Below are 1,184 nucleotides of genomic sequence, written 5' to 3'. Positions count from 1 at the left end.
CGGAGACACTTATATTCGAACGCTTCTGATCCACGGAGCTCGTGCCGTGATCCGATTTTTAGAGCGACGTGACGACGCGAAGAGTCGATGGGTTAAGTCCCTGATAGAGCGCAGGGGTGTGAATAAAGCAGCGGTAGCATTAGCGGCAAAACATGCAAGAATCATTTGGTCAATGATATCGAAAGGCACCAACTATCAATTGGCACCAGCAGCCTAAGTTTTAAAGATAAAGGGTTAGGAGCAGAATTGCGAGAGTTGATTTGATGGCATAACTGGTTGAACCGACGTCAGTAAAACCTGAGTTCGTAGTGGGTCTTAGAGACCGGTAAGGAAATGAGGAACTGACGGGCGGATACCATCAGGGTCCGAACCAATAAATGGGGTCATAAAGAGACCGGATACAAGCGTGCAGTCAAACCTAGTAATGTCGACGATTTACTCTTGCAATAACGGGGGAGTCCATACAATACTACGGACAAGTCAGACAATTCTGGTCTGACTTGTTCCGCTCGATAGCAATTCGTCAATTGTGGCAATTAGACGCAGTTTTCTGCCATTACTCTGCTCTGAGCAGCTAAGAATCCGTTATTTGGACGGATTAACCCCGTGCAGAACGTATCATCTGATCTACTCGTAACAAATTCCCTAGCGCAAACAGCACCGCAAGCTTGTTGTCATTTTTAGACAGTCCTTTATAGACGACTTTGCGAAACCCAAACTGACAATTCAATATTCTAAACGGATGCTCGACTTTCGCCCTGATACTCGCCTTTAAGTATTCCGTTCGGATCAGCTGCTTGTTGAGGTGAGGGTGCTTTTTCCAAGCACGTATCTTGCTAGGCATCTCTGCGACTAACCAATCGACATTCTTATCTTTTGTTTCTGTGCGCTGTTCTACACCACGGTAGCCCGAGTCCGCCGAGACAAATGACTCATTACCATGAAGAAGTTCCGTCAACTGGTTTAAATCGTGATCATTAGCAGGCGTCGTGGTGAAGCTGTGTACCAACCCACGCTTTGCATCAACGCCAATGTGAGCTTTCATGCCAAAGAACCACTGCTTACCTTTTTGCGTTTGGTGCATCTCGGGTTCGCGTGCATTGGATTTATTTTTGGTGGAGCTTGCAGCCTCAATGATCGTTGCATCCACGATAGTCCCTTCTTTAAAGTAGATACCGGAGTCA

Annotated in this window: 1 protein-coding gene and 1 pseudogene; one reads left to right on the top strand and one right to left on the bottom strand. The window is 46.5% G+C overall.

Going from position 1 to position 1,184, the window contains the following annotated elements; translation table 11 throughout:
• Positions 1-217: pseudogene (locus FJM67_RS17715) on the top strand (IS110 family transposase); the annotation flags it as partial.
• Between the two features lie 381 nt (positions 218-598).
• On the opposite strand, the gene FJM67_RS17345 reads toward FJM67_RS17715, so the two are convergent.
• On the bottom strand, positions 599-1,184 hold a 586-nt coding region (locus FJM67_RS17345), incomplete at its 5' end, for an IS5 family transposase (protein WP_140591945.1).

Origin of the sequence: Maribrevibacterium harenarium (assembly GCF_006385675.1) — a bacterium.
GTDB lineage: Bacteria > Pseudomonadota > Gammaproteobacteria > Pseudomonadales > Marinomonadaceae > Marinomonas > Marinomonas harenarium.
The sequence above is the reverse complement of the archived record's forward strand: the minus strand, read 5'-3'. Positions and strand labels throughout refer to the sequence as shown.